22 protein-coding genes and 3 pseudogenes are annotated in these 17,168 nt (G+C 33.2%); 12 read left to right on the plus strand and 13 right to left on the minus strand.

Annotated elements, in window-relative coordinates; all coding sequences use genetic code 11:
• The first annotated feature begins 162 nt into the window (after positions 1–162).
• The 4 genes from QUF93_RS10575 (at position 163) to QUF93_RS10590 (ending at position 2,252) form a co-directional block, all read left to right on the plus strand.
• The gene (locus QUF93_RS10575) at positions 163–999 is read left to right on the plus strand and encodes a TrmB family transcriptional regulator (RefSeq protein ID WP_289358713.1); all 837 of its coding nucleotides are present in this window, start codon (positions 163–165) and stop codon (positions 997–999) included.
• A 13-nt stretch (positions 1,000–1,012) separates the two neighbouring features.
• Positions 1,013–1,717, plus strand: coding sequence for an AzlC family ABC transporter permease (locus tag QUF93_RS10580; RefSeq protein WP_434476094.1), 705 nt, complete (start codon positions 1,013–1,015; stop codon positions 1,715–1,717).
• Positions 1,708–2,019: a branched-chain amino acid transport AzlD family protein gene (locus tag QUF93_RS10585; protein ID WP_002118028.1), complete on the plus strand. Its 312-nt coding sequence runs from the start codon at positions 1,708–1,710 to the stop codon at positions 2,017–2,019. The genes QUF93_RS10580 and QUF93_RS10585 overlap by 10 nt, the downstream gene beginning before the upstream one ends.
• Positions 2,020–2,081: 62 nt before the next feature.
• Positions 2,082–2,252, plus strand: a complete 171-nt coding sequence (locus QUF93_RS10590) for a DUF3951 domain-containing protein (RefSeq protein WP_002118031.1) — start codon at positions 2,082–2,084, stop codon at positions 2,250–2,252.
• Between the two features lie 82 nt (positions 2,253–2,334).
• Here the strand turns inward: QUF93_RS10590 and QUF93_RS10595 are convergent, their stop codons facing one another.
• The 7 genes from QUF93_RS10595 to QUF93_RS10625 form a co-directional block, all read right to left on the minus strand.
• The gene (locus tag QUF93_RS10595) at positions 2,335–2,922 is read right to left on the minus strand and encodes a VanZ family protein (protein ID WP_289358714.1); all 588 of its coding nucleotides are present in this window, start codon (positions 2,920–2,922) and stop codon (positions 2,335–2,337) included.
• A gap of 74 nt (positions 2,923–2,996) precedes the next feature.
• Positions 2,997–3,407, minus strand: a complete 411-nt coding sequence (locus QUF93_RS10600) for a hypothetical protein (RefSeq protein WP_289358715.1) — start codon at positions 3,405–3,407, stop codon at positions 2,997–2,999.
• A 468-nt stretch (positions 3,408–3,875) separates the two neighbouring features.
• The gene (locus QUF93_RS10605) at positions 3,876–4,235 is read right to left on the minus strand and encodes a hypothetical protein (protein WP_289358716.1); all 360 of its coding nucleotides are present in this window, start codon (positions 4,233–4,235) and stop codon (positions 3,876–3,878) included.
• An 11-nt stretch (positions 4,236–4,246) separates the two neighbouring features.
• A complete protein-coding gene (locus QUF93_RS10610; protein WP_289358717.1) occupies positions 4,247–4,840 on the minus strand; it encodes a dienelactone hydrolase family protein in 594 nt (197 codons plus the stop codon).
• Between the two features lie 2 nt (positions 4,841–4,842).
• Entirely contained in the window at positions 4,843–5,178 is a 336-nt protein-coding gene (locus QUF93_RS10615) for an antibiotic biosynthesis monooxygenase family protein (RefSeq protein ID WP_289358718.1), read from the minus strand.
• 181 nt (positions 5,179–5,359) lie between these two features.
• Positions 5,360–5,539, minus strand: coding sequence for an H-type small acid-soluble spore protein (locus QUF93_RS10620; protein WP_002118041.1), 180 nt, complete (start codon positions 5,537–5,539; stop codon positions 5,360–5,362).
• 66 nt (positions 5,540–5,605) lie between these two features.
• A complete protein-coding gene (locus QUF93_RS10625) occupies positions 5,606–6,820 on the minus strand; it encodes a helix-turn-helix domain-containing protein (protein WP_289358721.1) in 1,215 nt (404 codons plus the stop codon).
• Positions 6,821–6,938: 118 nt separating this feature from the next.
• Here QUF93_RS10625 and QUF93_RS10630 point away from each other — a divergent pair, with 118 nt between their 5' ends.
• Together QUF93_RS10630 and QUF93_RS10635 are read left to right on the plus strand one after the other, a co-directional pair.
• Positions 6,939–8,207: an MFS transporter gene (locus QUF93_RS10630; protein ID WP_289358722.1), complete on the plus strand. Its 1,269-nt coding sequence runs from the start codon at positions 6,939–6,941 to the stop codon at positions 8,205–8,207.
• A gap of 109 nt (positions 8,208–8,316) precedes the next feature.
• Complete coding sequence (locus tag QUF93_RS10635; RefSeq protein ID WP_289358725.1) at positions 8,317–8,841, plus strand: COG3014 family protein; 525 nt, start codon at positions 8,317–8,319, stop codon at positions 8,839–8,841.
• Positions 8,842–8,881: 40 nt separating this feature from the next.
• On the opposite strand, the gene QUF93_RS10640 is transcribed toward QUF93_RS10635, so the two are convergent.
• A complete protein-coding gene (locus QUF93_RS10640) occupies positions 8,882–9,304 on the minus strand; it encodes a YfmQ family protein (protein ID WP_289358727.1) in 423 nt (140 codons plus the stop codon).
• 223 nt (positions 9,305–9,527) lie between these two features.
• On the opposite strand from QUF93_RS10640, the gene QUF93_RS10645 reads away from it, so the two are divergent.
• The 5 genes and pseudogenes from QUF93_RS10645 to QUF93_RS10665 all read left to right on the plus strand — a co-directional run bounded on the left by QUF93_RS10645 (position 9,528) and on the right by QUF93_RS10665 (position 11,931).
• The gene (locus tag QUF93_RS10645; protein ID WP_000109006.1) at positions 9,528–9,689 is read left to right on the plus strand and encodes a hypothetical protein; all 162 of its coding nucleotides are present in this window, start codon (positions 9,528–9,530) and stop codon (positions 9,687–9,689) included.
• Between the two features lie 161 nt (positions 9,690–9,850).
• On the plus strand, positions 9,851–10,486 hold the full coding sequence (locus QUF93_RS10650) for a cupin domain-containing protein (RefSeq protein WP_289358728.1): 636 nt from the start codon (positions 9,851–9,853) through the stop codon (positions 10,484–10,486).
• Between the two features lie 36 nt (positions 10,487–10,522).
• Positions 10,523–10,768, plus strand: a pseudogene (locus tag QUF93_RS10655) (serine hydrolase); the annotation flags it as partial.
• A gap of 123 nt (positions 10,769–10,891) precedes the next feature.
• On the plus strand, positions 10,892–11,467 hold the full coding sequence (locus tag QUF93_RS10660; RefSeq protein WP_289358730.1) for a histidine phosphatase family protein: 576 nt from the start codon (positions 10,892–10,894) through the stop codon (positions 11,465–11,467).
• An 89-nt stretch (positions 11,468–11,556) separates the two neighbouring features.
• The gene (locus QUF93_RS10665) at positions 11,557–11,931 is read left to right on the plus strand and encodes a hypothetical protein (protein ID WP_000461761.1); all 375 of its coding nucleotides are present in this window, start codon (positions 11,557–11,559) and stop codon (positions 11,929–11,931) included.
• An 18-nt stretch (positions 11,932–11,949) separates the two neighbouring features.
• Here QUF93_RS10665 and QUF93_RS10670 read toward each other — a convergent pair whose 3' ends face one another.
• From QUF93_RS10670 to QUF93_RS10680, 3 genes are read right to left on the minus strand one after another with little or no spacing between them, the layout of a single operon-like run.
• Positions 11,950–12,891, minus strand: a complete 942-nt coding sequence (locus QUF93_RS10670) for an alpha/beta fold hydrolase (RefSeq protein ID WP_289358733.1) — start codon at positions 12,889–12,891, stop codon at positions 11,950–11,952.
• The gene (locus tag QUF93_RS10675; protein ID WP_002118065.1) at positions 12,843–13,172 is read right to left on the minus strand and encodes a DUF3147 family protein; all 330 of its coding nucleotides are present in this window, start codon (positions 13,170–13,172) and stop codon (positions 12,843–12,845) included. The genes QUF93_RS10670 and QUF93_RS10675 overlap by 49 nt, the downstream gene beginning before the upstream one ends.
• Positions 13,156–13,566 (minus strand): MarR family winged helix-turn-helix transcriptional regulator, encoded by a 411-nt coding sequence (locus QUF93_RS10680; protein WP_002118067.1) that lies wholly within the window; start codon positions 13,564–13,566, stop codon positions 13,156–13,158. Before QUF93_RS10680 ends, QUF93_RS10675 begins: the two co-directional genes overlap by 17 nt.
• Positions 13,567–13,690: 124 nt before the next feature.
• Here QUF93_RS10680 and QUF93_RS10685 point away from each other — a divergent pair, with 124 nt between their 5' ends.
• Complete coding sequence (locus QUF93_RS10685; protein WP_289358736.1) at positions 13,691–14,521, plus strand: PP2C family serine/threonine-protein phosphatase; 831 nt, start codon at positions 13,691–13,693, stop codon at positions 14,519–14,521.
• A 43-nt stretch (positions 14,522–14,564) separates the two neighbouring features.
• Here the strand turns inward: QUF93_RS10685 and QUF93_RS10690 are convergent.
• Positions 14,565–15,812: pseudogene (locus QUF93_RS10690) on the minus strand (asparagine synthetase B family protein); the annotation flags it as partial.
• Between the two features lie 120 nt (positions 15,813–15,932).
• Positions 15,933–17,118: pseudogene (locus tag QUF93_RS10695) on the minus strand (IS4 family transposase).
• Positions 17,119–17,168: the final 50 nt, after the last annotated feature.

Raw genomic sequence — 17,168 nt, forward strand, 5'->3', positions numbered from 1 at the left:
TAGTATGTACAAAAAGCCTTTCACAAGAAGGCTTTTTATTCTGGATTAAATTTTCGGAATTATCAATTGACTTTAAGGATCTTCTTTTTTATATTAGTAGGTATAACAATAACCACTATCAGAAAATAGAATAAGAGCTATATAGATTGTGAGGGATTACTGTTGGATGAAATCATAAAAGAATTACAAAAACTAGGGTTTTCTCAGTATGAATGTAAAGCTTATATAGGTTTGTTAAAACATTATCCAGCAACTGGTTATGAAGTGAGTAAACAAACAGGCGTACCTCGTTCGATGATTTATGAAGTACTTGGCAAGTTGATGGATAAAGGCGCAGTGCATTTAGTTCCTTCCGAACCAGTGAAATATGTACCAGTACCAGCTACGGAATTAATGAATCGAATGCGGAAAGACTTTGAAAAGTCTTTTGAATTTTTAGATGCGAAATTAAATTGTTTAGAACAAGAGCGACAAATAGATGTAATTTCGCATATTCGCTCAAATGATCGTGTTTTGAAAGAAATATGCAATATAATTAATAGAGCAAAAGAAGAGTTATGGATTTCTGTATGGGAAGATCAAGTGCATGAAATTGAGCCTTTCATTCATCAGAAAGAAGGGGAAGGTGTACATATATTTTCAATCTTATTTGGTGCTCCGGATACAAAAATAGGAGCGACATTTCACCATAATTATATGACTCCTCACGTTGTAGAGAAGAGGATGGGTGGTCATTTAACTGTTATAGCGCGTGATGGAGAAGAAGTATTAATCGCCAATTTCTCGGGTGATAGTACTTCATGGGCCGTTACAACATATGATCCAGCTTTAGTTCTCGTTGCTACAGAGTATGTTCGGCATGACATTATGGTGGAAGAGATTACGAAGAAATTTGGTGCTGATAAGTTAGATACGTTATGGCGAGAAAATATAGATTTAGTTCATGTCGTAACAGGAAAACGTAGTATGGAAGAAATGGAGGGAGAGAAAGGTGAATAAAGCTCAGGCACATATGACATTGCAGAGCGATGATACATTTCAACAAGGTGTAAAGGATTGTTTACCAACTGTATTTGGGTATTTGAGCATTGGTATAGCGGCTGGTGTAATTGCGAAAACAGCTGGTTTCTCCATCATTGAAATTGCGTTTATGTCCACTTTAATTTATGCAGGTTCTGCTCAATTTATATTAGCAGGTATGTATGCAGCTGGTGCTCCTGCTTCCGCAATTATTTTTACCGTGTTTTTTGTTAATTTACGTCATTTATTAATGAGCGCAGCGCTTGCGCCCTACTTTTCGAAAATTCCTCTATTTAAAAACTTAATAATCGGTTCGCAAATTACAGATGAAACTTTCGGTGTTGCAGTGCAGCACGCAGCGCAAAAAGGTTATTTAGGTGAAAGGTGGATGCTAGGACTAAACGTAACAGCATATTTAAATTGGATTATTGCTACAATTATTGGCGGACTCTTTGGTGAATGGATACCAGACCCTCATACGTACGGGATGGATTATGCACTACCAGCAATGTTTATCGGACTATTTGTTCTTCAGCTTATAAGTAGCAAACCGAAACTAGCAATTCATCTTACAGTAGCGATTGTAGCTATTATTATTGCATACGTTTCACACATTTTTATGCCAGATAGTATAGCAGTTATTATCGCAACACTATTAGCTGCAACGATTGGAGTGGTGATTGAAAAATGGAAATGAGATTAGACGTATTATTACTTTTACTAGCGGCAGGAGCAGTCACACTTGTGCCGCGTATATTACCACTTCTCGTATTTAGTAAACTGCAAATTCCGGATTGGGGCTTAAAATGGTTAAATTACATACCGATTGCGATATTAGCAGCACTTTTAGCACAAGTATTATTTATGCATGAGACGATGCAGTGGGATTATCTTATCGCAGCAATTCCAACATTTCTTGTTGCAATATATACTCGTAGTTTATTAGGAACAGTATTAACAGGAGTCATTGTGATTATTTTGTTACGTTTATTTTTCTAAAAAGGATTACGCTCATATAATAGCGAAAGGTGTAATAACATGAAATATATAGGGGTGGTGTTATGATACTTTTAACGATAGGAGCAATTTTGTTAACGGTATTCATTTTCTTTATTATCGGTTTTATTACGTTTATGATGGTTGTTGATAAGGCGACACCTCAAATTTATTATACACCTTGTGAAACTATGACAATAAAATCTAAAGGTAAAAATAGAAGGAAGAAAAGTTGAATGTAGGCTTTTCTTTCTTCTATTTTTCTTGCTTTATAATGTTCTATAAAACGTTATAGAACATGCTAATGTAAAAGGGAAGTCATGTTGAGGAATTGTTCGTTTCATAAATATATCTTAAAAAGGAATTCAATTTAATATCAAATTTGTGTATAAATGTTCTATACACAAGGGTAAAGCCTTTTGATATACCATACCCTAAAATGACACCCATACAGTTAAAAATTACATCGTTTATATCGACATATCGAAAAGTGAATCCGGCATAAAGTGCTGATAAAAGTTGTAGATTTTCTAACAAGAACCCTAAGACAATTCCTGATAAAATAACTTGTTTGAAATTCGTCTTTTTTATGTAAGGAAAACCAAAGCCAAAAGGAATTGTTAGTAGTATATTAAGTAATGATGTTGTTATAGCGAAATGCTCCGTGTTGAATGGTATAAAATTAGCATCTCTCCAAACATTTTGTCCAATTTCTTTTTTCATATTTTCATCTATAATAATTGGGAATTGGGTATAATTAAGTACTACACAAAGGTATAAATAAAATATTGAAAAAAATAGTAAGTACATGTTCCTCTTTTTTAGTTGTAACTTAAAAAAGAGGAGTAAAAATAGCCATATAATAAATGCTCCAATAAGAATAAAACCATCAAAGTCAATTAGCATGTTTAAAATCCCTCATATATTCATATTTAAACTATGATGTCTATTATTAGACATCATAGTTTAGTAGCAATATTTTAATTAGATATTTTTCCGTTCCCTTTTACATTCTGTCCATCGTCATTTGTTTTCCAAATAAATAAGTAGTATTCATTTGAATTTGTATCAACATTGTATGCACCAGAGAAAGATTTATTTATGCCGCCATTAACTGTTCCATAACTAGGGTCCGAACCCCATGCAGATCTGTACAGAGTATATTTTACATCGTAAGGTCCCATCGCTCCTCCATCAGTAGAATATACATATGCACTCCCATCGATATATACACTTCCTTTAGACAGTGTGTGGAACTGTTTGTTTTTACTACCATCCACCACTCGATAGTCCATTTTAAAACTGTAACTACTAGATGCTGCTAATGTTGGTATAGCGAAACATGTCATTAAAGTTAAAGCTGTAATAATAGAAAAAATTTTTGTTTTCATGTTTTCCTCCCTGTTATTTTATTATTGAGGGGCCTTCTCAATAAAGAGAATAATCCATTTAATTTTATGTGTAAATAATAAGATGTAAAGATTTATAATTTTTACAATAGTTTTACAATCATTAAGAAAATGCCATATAGTTTCAATTTGTTTAAGATAAGATAGTTCAATTGTTAAAAAATGATTAATGAATTGATTAAAATTGGTATGATTATATGGGGATCATGAATATACGACTTCAAAAGTATATTGAGGAGAATGAAGCAGCTGAACAATTCTTTAGTACTATGAATTTCTAAGTTTAAAAGACTGTGGAATGATTTCAAGAAGAGTGCGCCAAATAGATGAGATATTATAATTACATAAGAATTAAGGAGAAATTAAATGGCCTGAGCGTGGTATAATACCAAGCTCAGGTCAAAGGTGTTAATGAAATAAAGTGGCTAGGTTTTCGGTGGCACTTCATATTTACATTCCCGAAAGAACTAACAACAATAATCCAAATAGAAAACTAATAAAAGAAAGGAAACCGATAGATATGGAAAAAACACGGTTGTTCTTCCATTCGCGTGCGAAAACGATAAAGCCTAAAACGCAAAGGAAAAACCAAATAGGTAGAAATATAAATCGACTAACTTTCTCAGGTAGTAATGAATAAAAATTTGTTAAATATAATATCCAATTCGAAAAAAATAGAGCACATACGATGAATGATTGTAAGTATGGTCGTTTTAAAAAAGTTCCTTTTTTAACTGTCATAAAAATGAGAGCTAATGCCGAAATGAAGGGAATTATTATGAATATGAGCAATAGTAATGTTAGTGGCATATGAAACTCCTTTACAACATAGTTTTCATAAGAAACGAATCTATTATTTTGTATACTTGCTTTGTAGATTGTTCGTTATATGTTACTGCGTATGAATTTAAAAATCCATGTTCGCCATGTAGTTGTTTTATTTCTAATAGCGGATTACTTTGTTGCTGCAATGTTTTCATTAAGGAGGATACTGAAAAACTAGCTTCTTGTTCAGGGAAAATAAGTAATGTAGCACACGCAGGTTTCATGTGAACATAGTCGCGTATACGTGAACCGTAACATCCAACGATAAAATCTAGTTTTGGATTGTTACTACATAGCCATGAGATGGTAGCTCCAACGCTAAAGCCGATAAGTCCAATATGTGTGTAACTATTGGAAAGGCTATTAATGAGTTCCTCAATTTGCTCTTTCCCACCATCAAATCCAATGTGATTCATAAAGTGCTGATATGCTTTTTCTTCATCACTATAATGAAATGCATGTTGTGATTGTAGAAGGTTAGGACAAAATACATCTATATGAGATGAAGTGAAGCGGTCTATAACGTGCTGCATATGATCATTTACACCATATATTTCATGAACAACAACGAGAGCTAATTTTTTCTTCATAGTTACAATGGGCCTCTATGAAACTTATATTCTTTCTCAACAAGGCAGATACGCAGGTGGAAGTTTTCATACCATTGCTCACGGCCTCTTTTTTTCGCTTCTTTATGTAAGGCGTTATTTTTCCAATTTTCAATTGCTTCAAGTGACTCCCAATAAGAAATTGTAATTCCGAGTCCCGAATTATCACGTGCGCTTTCGACACCTAAAAATCCAGGTTGCTGTTTCGCAAGGTCTTCCATTTTTTCGGCAACGGTACTATAGTCTGTTGTATCATTTGATAGGTTAGAAGTGAATATAACTGCATAATAAGGCTTGTTTTTTTCTAAATCAGATTTCATTCTCTTTCCCCCTTAATGTATAGTGCGAATAATTAATTCATAGTTTGTATTTTAGCAGGTTAAAAAAAGAAGTAGAAGATTCTTATTTTTTTAGCTGTTGTAAAACAGAGATAGAAGGAATTCATATTAAGTAATCTAAAGTAAGAAAAATGCCACTTCAAAAAATTTGAAGTGGCATTGCTTATATTTCCTCTAAGCTATTAACTGGAACTGTTAATTCGCGTCCTGGGTTTTTAACTTCATATATGCGGGCGGTTTCGCTGCTTTCGTCGACGTGTTGAATCATAACAGGCATACCTTGAAAACTGACATTGGCATGTTCTGATGACACAGAAAGCTCTTTTGCACGTTCTATATTCATTTATATTCCTCCCATCATTATTATCTTTGCTAAAAAGGAGGGATAATATACCATTTCGAGACATTCTTAAAGTTTTTGTATTATTTGTAATGTTTCTTTAATGAATGAAGAGAAAATAGAATTTGGATAGGACTCTATGATTTGATTTGCCTTTGTTACTTCTTCAAGAGCTCTTTTTTTATCATTAAGTTTTACATAACAAAGGGCACGATATGCACCTGCTGTTGTAAGCCACGATTGATCAAGTGGATGCGTCATATAATCAGGAATGTTAGCACGTTGTAAAGTTTCTAGGGCTTCCTCATATTTTTTTAATCCGTACAAAGATTTTCCTTTTTCAAGACAATACAATCCATCTTCTTGAAACATTGGTTCATCTTTTAGTTTTTCTCGAAATTGTTCTAGATGTTCTAATGCAATTGTATATTCATTAGTAATTGTGTTGTAGTAATATGCTTTTAATATATCTACAGTTGCGATTGATAAAGTATCTTCAGTAAAAATAGCGAATTGCTCAGATTTCTTTATGTAGTGCAAATATTGTTCTTTATCAGCCATGATGACTTTTTGATAAGATAATATGCGGTAAAATTCATCTGTTTTATAATACACTTGATGTTTTTTTGAAAACGCGAGTGCCTCTAATATCGTTTTTTCACATTTTTCATAATCGCCACATGCTAGTAAAATGATGGCCTCTTTTAAATATAATTGAATGTGTATAATAAGATCCATTTCTAAATGTTTCGCTTCATAATCATCTCGAATGCTAGCAATTAGCTGTAAACACTCCTCATACTTTTTACGTGTGAATAGCGTATAAGAAAATGTTAATTTTGTTTCAGTACTGTCCCGGTATAAAGTATATTTTTCAAATATAGAGGTAGCTTTTTCAACGTAAGACTCAATATTGTAATCTTTCATTATAGCCGCTCCGGTAATAAATTGTTTATATAAACGAGCGGTATTTAAAGTAAGGGGCATCTCTTTTTGAACGATAGGTAGTAAAGTGTCATATACTTCATCACATTTATTTTCCTTTATGAGTTGCTCCATTTTTGTAATGAGTTCTACTATTTCTCCATCATCTTCTTCTAATAAAAAACTCGTTTCGCATTCAAGTTTATCAGCGATATATTGTAATGTTTTCATGGAGGGTGTAGCTTTTCCATTCTCAATTTGACTTAACATACTTTTTGTCAGTTCTGAGCCAGCTAGTTCTGTTTGTGTAAGTTTTTTTTCTTTTCGTAATGCTTTAATTTTTCCGCCGAGAGTTGCCATATTATTGCTCCTTTATAATTAAAAAGTTAAATACAATTAAACTTTTTGTTGTAAAAATTTGAAAAGTAATTATATAATAAGTTTAACACAGTTTAACTTTTAAAGGGAGAGTGTCAAAATGGGGGATGTAAGTATAGGTCAAAACGATTTAAGAATGAGAACCGCAACGAGAAATATTATTTTAATGATGATTGGAAAAATGACATCTTTATTAGGTGCGGGGATTTATACATTCGCAATGGGGTTATATGTATTAAAGACAACAGGATCAGGAATGGGATTTGCGACTACGCTCGTTTGTGGATCACTTCCAAGGATGATCTGTGGCCCAATTGCAGGTGCTGTAGCAGACCGTGTTAATCGAAAATGGCTTGTCATTGGCACGGATTTATTAAGTAGCTTAACGATGCTTATTATGTTTATTCTTGCTACTATATTTGGGCCATCACTTCTGTTTATTTATGTTTCAGCGGCATTATTATCAATTTGTGCAAGTTTTTATTCTGTAGCATTAACTTCGTCTATTCCTAATTTAGTAGATGAAGGGCGTATTCAAAAAGCGAGTGCTTTAAATCAAACGGCATCTTCTTTATCAAATATTTTAGGGCCGATTATTGGCGGAGTTGTATTTGGTTTCTTTTCAATTAAGTCGTTCTTTTTGTTAAATAGCATTACGTTCTTTTTAGCAGTTATTTTGCAGTTATTTATCGTATTTGATTTATATAAAAAAGAAGTGGCTGAGAGTAAAGAGCATTTCTTGACGAGTATAAAAGAAGGTTTTTCATATGTAAAACGACAGCATGAAATATATGGTTTAATGAAAATAGCACTGTGGGTAAACTTTTTTGCGTGTGGGCTAACCGTTGCACTTCCATATATTATCGTCCAAACATTGCATTTATCTTCAAAGCAACTTGGTACTGTAGAGGGAATGTTAGCAGTCGGGATGTTAATGGGGGCGATTGCTTTATCAGTGCGTAAAGAAGTGAATAATCCGTTTCGTTCTATTTATAGTGGACTGTTTTTATTTGCGAGTTTGAGTTTATGTACAGTCTTCCCGTTGTTAGTTACCATTCCGAAAGTAGCAAGTTTTATTTACTATATTGCTTTTATGATGTTAACTGGTATATCAATTATGATTGTAAATATTCCGATGCAAGTACATATGCAAAAGACGACAGATCCGAGCTATTTAGGGCGTGTGTTCGGCCTACTTGAAACAATTGCTACTGCAATCGCACCGCTCGGTATGATTGTATATGGATTATTATTAGATATGTTACCTACTAGCATTGTTATGATGACAATAGGCGGAGGATTATTGTTAGTTGTATTAGTTGGAGTAAAGCAGCATATGGCGAAAAGAAAAGTGAATGTTTCAGCTTAAAAGAAAATTTTAACAAAATAAAAATGACCATATTAGTATTTTAGTTTTTGAAACTATTTTTCATGTATGTTACAGTAAAGTGAGCAGGCAAAGAAAAGGAGAAAACATCATGAAAAAATTAAGTTTTGTTATGCTTTTTCTGTTAGTCGTAATGACTGGGTGTAGTAATTATGACACGTATATTGAAACAGGTATGCAATCATTGAAAAATGAAAAATATAGTGATGCAACAATGTGGTTTGAAAAAGCGGAAAAAGAAAAATCAGGAAATGAAGCGAAATCATATAAAGAAGTCGCTCAGTTACTAGATCACGGTGCGACAGCATTAAAAGACGGTAAGTATTTAGAAACGAAAGACATTGCAAATGAAGTGTTGCAAAAGAAAAAGGACAATGCACTTGAAAAAGCTGTGACATCAAATGCAGAAAATATGCTTCAAAAAGCAAAAGATGTTGAAAAGAAAGTAAATGAAAGAGTAGCAAAGCAAAAAAAGGTAGATGAAGAAGGAATCGATAAACTTATTAAAGCTGTAGATAGTATAGATGATGTAAAAGAAAAAGAGAAGAAAGTTTCAGAAGCATTAGATAAGGCTGAAGAGGCGCAAGCAAAAATTGAAGCGAAGAAAAATAAATAGAGATATAGTTTAAAAGGCTGTCGTTATAAACGACAGCCTTTTAAACTATATCCGCTGATACGAACATATCATTATTTTGAAGGTTTTTAGAGCGTAAACTATAAGCAACTACCTTCTTTTTATATTGCTTTACAACGTCGACATGTTCTTCATGACTATAAATATAAAAGGTAAAATCTTTTTTGCCACGTTTTGCATTGATAATTAAAGGAGTGCCCTCATTGTGTGGTGGTGCATAATAGCGATCTAAAAATAAACCTTCGTTAAAATCATGAATAATTTTGGATTTCTTTTCGCCTTCTAAGTTATTTCCATTGATTGTAACAGTCACATTCTCTTCTTCAAGTTGTGGATGTGTTTCGTACTTGCTAATAATGGATTCAATAACAGAGTTCGGAAGGCTAGAAACGATAATTTTAAATGCCCCAAATACAACTAACATTACAATAAACCAAGTCGTCATAGTATATCATCCCCTTTATTCTACTTAATAATATAACTCATATGGTAATAGTACATATGGTGAAGTTTTGTATAATTTGTGAAAAATATTCCATTTCCACGAACGAAATATTAGAAAAATCAATTTTGTTACAAAAAGTTGAAATCAAAGCTTTTTATAAAAAAAAGGTTTATAATAAAAATATAACTAATAACAACATAACTAATTATAAGGAAGTGTAACTATGAGTACTGTAACAATCGTGTATGGTATTATTCTTTCCACAATTATTGTTTTATTTTTCGTTGGGGTTTCACGTTATATTCATAAATGGAAAGAAGGCGTTGCGAAATTAAATCACATTGAAGAAGAACTCAGTGATTTAATGTTACATCATGGTAAGTAAAAAGTTTATTTTTTAACTAAACAATGTGAAGAATATCACAAAACATGCTCTCATAATGAAAGCATGTTTTTTTGTTATGTTGATAATAGGCACATTCATAAAAAATTCCCATACGATACAGTGTGAAATCAGAAATGTTCGGAGCGGGAAAGAGGGATAAAATGAGTAATTCAGGTTATGTTACAGATAATAAAAATTTAAAAAAAAGCTCAGGAACGCCAAATCTTTTCTTTGATTCAAGAAAAAATGTCTTTTTTAAAAGAGATGAGAAAAATGTTGCGTATGAAGTAACGTCAACACAGTTACCGGCGATGATTGGAGGAGCATTTGTTGATTTGTTTATGACGAAGGGGCATATGCGAGAACCACATTGGCATCCGAATGCTTGGGAGTTAGATGTTGTTGTCTCTGGGGAAGCCGTTACTTCTATATTAAATCCTGAAACGAATCAATTGCAAAATTATCATTTAAAAGCGGGGCAAACTGTCTTTATTCCAATGGGGTGGTGGCACTGGATCACAGCAGTAACAGAGGAAGTACAATTACATTTATTTTTCAATAATGATCAGTTTGAAACAGCAGAAGGATCGGATGTTCTTAGATTAACGCCTCCAGAAGTATTTCAAGCTGCTTACGGTGTAAGTGCAGAGAAGCTAGCGATTGATCTTTCGCCAATTAAAGAGTCAGTTGTAATTGGGCCGCCCACATCAAATCGTTCAAAAATTGATAAACAGATTGATGATTCAAATATAGTAGTTACGTTAAATGGACAAATAACTTCATGTGAAATAGAATAACTCTTTCCTTTTTAGGAAGAGTTATTCTATTTTGTAATGGAGAATGTTTTTAAAGGAGCAGTTGAAAATAGTAAGTTTGAATATGCTGGTCAAAAAGGTGGTTCTACCGCATTCGTATTGACAAAAAGTTTGTATAGTACGGATAAGAAGGGAAATAAGGTTGAGGTTGTAATAATGTTTAATGATATAGATAATCAAATTACGCACCAAAAGCTTAGAAATAATATAGATTACTTCATTCGGGATGTTATAACAGATGAAGAAATCAGAAGAAAGCTATAATGAAATAATTTTATTATGTAAACAAAGGGCGCTTATTAGAAAGCGTCTTTTTCTTTTAATGATACAGGATTTTCTATTTACTCCATTGAATATTGATTGAAACTAAGAAAGGAAGTTGAATAAATGACTACAATATATTTCGTGCGGCACGCTCACTCTACATATACAAAGGAAGAAAGGGAACGTCCCTTATCTGAGAAGGGTTGGTTAGATGCACAAAACATAACAAGCTTGTTAAAAGGTGAGAAGGTTGATGTTGTTATTTCTAGCCCATACGAAAGAGCGATTCAGACCGTTGAAGGAATTGCGAATGCAAATAAACTATCAATACAATTGGAAGAAGATTTACGGGAAAGGTTATTAAGTAAAGAACCAGTACAGGATTTTAATGATGCTATTCAGAAGGTGTGGGAAGACTGGACTTTTGCATACGAAGGCGGGGAATCAAGTAATGCAGCGCAAAGGCGTGCTGTATTATGTATGCAAAATATATTTAAAAAATATAAAGGGAAGAATATTGTAATAGGTACTCATGGAAATATTATGGTATTACTAATGAACTATTTTGATTCGAAATATGATTTTCAGTTTTGGAAAACCCTTCATATGCCTGATGTGTATAAGTTAACTTTTGATAATAATCGTTTCATTTCTGCTGAAAGAATAGAGAAAACAGGTCATCAGATAAACATTTTGTAAAAGTTTATCAAAAAAAGAGGAAAGAGAGAAGGTATTGTAGAAGTATGACTTTGTAACATAAAAAATATTGGTTAAAGGAGGCTGTTTACATGTTTGAGAAAGAGAAAGAAGGGCTTATTGAAGTTCACAACGTATATGAAATCGCACCAGCAGATGGAGCAATTATAGGTATGGCAACGGAAGAAGAAATGGAGATTGCTGCTGAACTAGAGTTACAGTACTATGCCCATTCTCGTTTATTAGAAGCAAATATTCAGTTAGACGGTTCCTCCTATAAAGAGTTACTTCAGGAGTTCCAGGAGTACGAAAGAAAATCAATGAATTTTTGGAGAGCAATACATAAACGTTTAGCTGTGCCATGGGCATGGGTACTACGTATTGATGTTGCGAATGGTCCTATATATGTAAGTAATGGGAGTTCGTATTATGAAGAAGTTGATGATGACGAAGAAGACTATGAATAGATAAGTAAGGAAGCAGCTTTAGTTGCTTCCTTTTTTTGTGTGTAAAGATTGAATGACTTGAATGATAATATCTGGTCGATCATTTTCTATTCCGTGACCAGCATGTTCAGCCAAAATGTATTGGCTGTTTATTGAGAGATTTAATTGTTCACGAATAAGTTCTTGCCACATATCTTCAAGTTGTGTAGCTTCTTCTTTTGGCATACCGCCCTCAATCAATTGGGCAATAGAATATTGAGGATCTCTACCGATAACGATTAATGGTATTTCTAATGTTTTATGTTGTTTTTTTATTGAGCGAGCACAATTTTTCCACTCGGACAGTTCAGAAGCTATCGCTTTATATAATGAAGGAGATGTAGAAAATTTGATATGCTGTTTTGTTGTATTGACGAGCATAGGTTTTAGTTCAGTATAAAGTGCATCTGCATCCATGTTGGAGTAAGTATGATATTTGTGTAGCCAAATATCATCAGAATCGGTTTGATCAGAAACTGGTAAATGAAGCTCATCTAATCGGTGTAAGTTCATGGAAGTAGAATCAACTAAAATAAGTGCTTCAATTTGATCCTCATGGAATATCGCAAAATGTTGTGCGCATAAACCTCCATAGGAATGACCGATCAAAATGATTGGCTCAAGAATAGAGAGTTCATGTAGTAACATATGTAGTTCCTTTGCAGCTTGTATTGTTGTACATGGATTAGTTCCCAGCTCACTTTCTCCATAACCTGGGCGATGGTATGAAATGACGGTAAAGTTTTGTGAAAGCTTTTCTATAATAGGAAGCCAATCATAAAATGAGCAGCCCATTCCTGTTTGAATGACTACAGTTTGTTTACTACTACTTCTCATATATACTTCTACATTTTGTCCAAATATCTCTACGGATCTATTAATAGTAATTCCCCCTAAGCTTGAAATACTTTTTGGCAAGTAAAGACGATACACCAGGCACATATGCCGAAGAGTATAGATGTACTAAGTGAACAGGAGTTCTTTAAACCGATATAAACAATAAATAATAGTAATGCAGATGCAGGAAATCCATATAATACGCCTAAAGCGAATTGACTTAACTCTTGTTTACTCCCACCTTCGAAAGAAATCCAAAATAAACTAAGTAAACTCACAAGAGGAAGGGCAGCAATAAAACCGCCTATCGTACTATAATGTTTCGCGACTTCAGTAATAACGCCGATAATAAGTGCGGAAACGATTACTTTAACGAGGAAATGCATATTTTGCCTCCGTAGCTAATAACGAAAAGGCTTTTTCTATTAATTGTTGCTCTTCTTTTGATAACTTTGATTCTAATATTTGTATCTTTTCTTTATCTAGCAAAGTATGTTTTTCTAATGCTTCAATTCCTTCTTTCGTTAATGTAAGGTTCACAACTCTTTCATCTCGTTTATTTCTTTCTTTAATGATAAATCCTTTTTGAATAAGGCGTTTTACATGTTCGGACGCTGTGTTATGAGATAAACCAAGTTCAGAAGCAATTTTTCCAATTGTTATATCTTTCTCCCGAGAAGTGATTTGTAAAATACGAATTGCTTGATGAGAAAGATTGTCTTCATATTCATAGCGTAAGTGGTAGTATATTGTCTCCCAATGTGGATTAATGTCTTTCATATTATAATTCCCCCTAATTTTTATATCGTATTATAAGATATATTCGCTTTGTAAGAATTAAAATCCTGCTATTTTCATAATAAATGTTGAAAAAGTTCATTTTTATTGAAATATAAGGTAATCTATGTGTAAAGGTATACATTTAGCAAGAAAGAGGATGATAGCTGTGAATACATTTAAATGGATTAGTCATGAAAAGATGTATGTAGATCAAATACATGTTGAAAAATGTGGTCCTCTTTCAGTCGGCGTATATGGAGGAAATCAAGAGAGTGATGCATATGAAAGAGGAGATGCAGTGCTAGCTTGGTGGGATCCGAAATTAGAATTTGAATTTGTTATGATTTTTGATACACATCATAAAACGAAAAATATACATTATATAATAGAAGCGATCTCAGAAAGAGAAGAAAAACTAAAAGAGTTATTCTCATACCCAATCCATTTAGCTTTTCATCATACACATATGTATTTATTAGCGTTATTTACAGATGAACTATTTATCGAGAAATGTGATCAAGATGATGAGGAGCTTGCATGCTTGATTTGTTTACGAAAAGGTGAATTTTTATATTGGCTATCAGTTGGTGATTGTTTCGCGTATTTATTCCATTCAGAGAAAACGAAAAATGGAAAAGGACGATTAAATAAGCGGAAGAATTACGAGTATATTGGCAGAAAAAATATTTTTGCAGCAAATACACCTTGTTTTACGTCAGGTGTGCGGGGATTAGAAACAGGAACAAATCACATTGTAATGGCAACGGACGGCATTTTAGAGTGTGATAAACGAAGGTTTGATGATGATCAATCTTTAGTAGAAATATTACACGACGGAAGTTGCTTACAAATTGAGCCAGTATTAACAAATGTACTTCAGTGGAAAGGTAGAGATTGTGCCACGATTATTGGATGGTCAATTGATACTGAAAATAAACAATGCGCGAATGAATAAATAAAAGGGAGTTCAAGGATTTTTGTCCTTGAACTCCTTTTTGTTAAACAATATGAATATGATACGTTTTTAACCATTCATTTACTTGGAGCATATACTCCATAGCACTTCTTACTTCAAAATTGCTAATCTCTTTATTACTTTGATCAGCAATTGAAAGTAAAATGGAATGGCTAATAAGTGAGAAAACGGGCTTGTTTTTATTGTTACACATTTTAAGTGTTAAATTACAGATCGTTTGTAAGTAGTGAGGGTCTTGTGAAGTTGGATAAGCACTTTTTCTTCTATTTCGTACATCGTCGGGTAAAATCGGTTTCAGTGCTCTACGTAAAATACCTTTTTCAATATTATCAATACTTTTTATGTTGAAAGGAACGTTCCATAAATATTCAACTAATCTATAATCACAAAACGGTACACGAACTTCAAATCCTACAGCCATACTCATACGATCTTTACGATCGAGTAAAAACGGAAGGAACCTTGTTAAAAATAAATAAAACATTTGACGCTGTTTCGCTTCTTTTTTACTTTCACCTTTAAGAGTAGGTACTTCAAGAACAGCCTCTTGGAATCATTTATCAATATAATGTTCTGGATTACATTGTTTCGTTACATCGTTTAATAATAGAGAAGATGTGCTTTTCCAGTTTGTTAATCACGGAAACTTATCTACGTATAATAGTTCTTCTTGATGAAACCAAGGATATCCCCCGAATACTTCATCAGCAGAATCCCCAGATAAAGCTACTGTGGCACCTTTTTTTATTTCGCAAAATAGTAAATATAGTGAAGTTTCCATTTCATCAGCATTCGGTAAATCTTTCGCGCTGTTTACAAAATCGATTGAATACGTATGAAGGGTTTTATTTTCCGCTGCAAATTCTTTACCTGCTAGTGCAGCAATACCGCTAGAATCTAATCCTCCTGATAACATACAAACGAGCGGGACATCTGATATTAGTTGTCTTTCAACAGTATCTTGTAAGATAGATAAAATGTGTGAGGATGTGTCTTCGATAGAGTCTGTATGGATCTTACTTTCTAAATTCCAATACTTCTTAACTACTTTTTTATCATGTGTAAATGTTATAGAGTGTCCAGCACGAACTTCTTGAATATGTTTAAAGACGCCACATCCTGGAGTTCGAAATAAGCCTAATCCAAATATTTCATTTATTCCATTCATATCTATTTCAGTAGGAACAGAGGGTTGAGCTAATAATGATTTTATTTCAGAACCGAAAATAATACTGTTATTTCTTTCTGTATAAAAGAGTGGTTTTACCCCATCGCCATCAAGCTAAGGGTATCAAGAGGGTATATGTGAGTGTATTTTTTTGGAATTTCTACGACTACACTAAAAATGTGCATAACAAATAAACCTATCAAAAAGGTGTTTTGAAAAATATTATGCAATTTTGAAACTCTGTGACAACGTACAATCATACATAACGCCTAGGATATCAAAGACTGTTTTCTTTTCGTAACGGTGAGATTTCCGTCCGTTTTTCTCTAAAAGATAAAATAAACGCAGAAAAACTTTTAATAATTCTTGGATGTCCTTTTTTAATCCATGGTAAAACAATAGATAATAATTCTTTATCATATAAATGGATTTGTACTCACTTAACTCTTTCTTTTTCTTATCTAAGAGTAACTGACGTATTTTAAACAACGTCGATGAACAGAGTAAAATGCTAATAAGTTGACCGTATAAATGACATTCTAAGCGTTCTTTCTTGATTTCTTTGCACTTGTGAATTTGAAAGAAAGATTTCCATGCTTCTGAAATTTCCAATGTTTGACCAGGGGGGCAATTGATTCATGAGTTCTTCCATATCTAATTGAATATAGAGTGTTCCTTTCTTCACGGTCCCGTTTCGAAAATACTCTGGCTCATCATTCTTACGATAGATTCGAGAATTTAATTTCAAACGTGAGACATAGTAAGCGCCTTTATCATGAACCTTCTGTAAGTCATGTAAGTCAAAATAGCCTAAATCTCTTATATACAAGTCTTTTGGTTGAATGGTTTTTAGGCTTGTTGAACCAAAGGTTTTATCATTTTCTCTTCCTTCTCCTACATAAACGTACAGGAACTTCCCACTCAATAAGTCATACTCCAATTGAATTTTGACTCCTGCCGTATGGCTACTTCCACCTGAGCCTTGATAATGTGAAGAAAACTTATCTGGAAGCTGAAATGTTGTAGAATCTAGAATCCGAATGTGCTTAAAGATCGTGGTATATTGATGAATTATTTCCTGTGTTGAATGAATTCTTTGGGTTAGAAGGTTAGCTAGAACTTGTTCAAGAAACTTTACTGCGGAAGCATTAGATCGTTGGTTAAGTCCTTCAGGACTTATAAGAACACCTGTAGATACTTCAAGACAGCTACATAATTGCGTGAGTGATGTACTTGCGACCTGTTGACTAAGCCATACACATAAAGCACCTAACTCCTGTGCTTGATATTTACTCTTTCGCTGAACGAATCCTTTTTCTTTGGCTAAGTGTTCTAGAACATGAGAAGACATATGTCGTTGTAATTCTTCAGCAATCGGTTGAAGTTCATCAAGAATCGAAAGATTCATAAAGAAACGCGATCCTTTCTTATAATTCTACAGAAAGGATAACGCCTTTT

Source organism: Bacillus hominis (genome assembly GCF_030348325.1).
Classification (GTDB): Bacteria; Bacillota; Bacilli; order Bacillales; family Bacillaceae_G; genus Bacillus_A; species Bacillus_A hominis.